The sequence below is a fragment of the Faecalitalea cylindroides ATCC 27803 genome, assembly GCF_000469305.1.
Classification (GTDB): domain Bacteria; phylum Bacillota_I; class Bacilli_A; order Erysipelotrichales; family Erysipelotrichaceae; genus Faecalitalea; species Faecalitalea cylindroides.
In genome coordinates this window covers 1-639 of sequence record NZ_KI270968.1, presented here as the reverse complement: position 1 = coordinate 639, position 639 = coordinate 1, and the positions used below count along the sequence as shown (strand labels likewise).

1 protein-coding gene is annotated in these 639 nt (G+C 36.8%); it reads right to left on the bottom strand.

The genetic code is table 11. From position 1 onward, the window contains the following. The coding region (locus HMPREF0367_RS10515; RefSeq protein ID WP_035400493.1) for an InlB B-repeat-containing protein at window positions 1-639 on the bottom strand (639 nt) is incomplete at both ends.

The following is a 639-nucleotide window of genomic DNA, read 5'->3' as shown; positions in this document are numbered from 1 at the left end:
ATCTTCTTCTGTTACAGATACTGTTGTATCCGTAGTAGCTTGACGGTTCTCAGTTGTACTAGGTTTTTCTGGATAACCATTATCCCCTTCTAAATATGTTTCTACTACATACTTAGTATCTGTATTTGGAGTGAATTTAGCAGTATATGTCGCAGCTTCATAGATTCCATCATTATTCTTTGAAGGTTTATAAGCTAACTCAGTACCAACTTTTGTTTCACCTAGATACCATCCATCAAATGAATAACCTGCATTCGCTGTAGCTGTAGAGCCTTTTGGACTTCCTGTAGCTGGAGCAACAGTTTCTTCATCAAGACTTACTGAACCACCTTTTGTAGCTTCATACTTAATGGTTACATCAGCATTTTCAACAAAGCTTACTGTAAATGTCTGATTTGTTGTATACGTTGTATCACCAAATTCTGGAGCTGCACCATTTCCAAGATCAGTTGAAGATTCATCGATCCATTTATCGATATGATAACCTGCATTGGCCGTTGCCTTTACATCAGCATCTGGTGTTGTAGCTTCTGGTTCAACATAATTTCCATCTTCATCTGTGAATGTATGAAGTTCATATGTTTCACCAGTTACTACACCATTACTTTCAGCTACATAAGTGAATAGAATCTGATATTT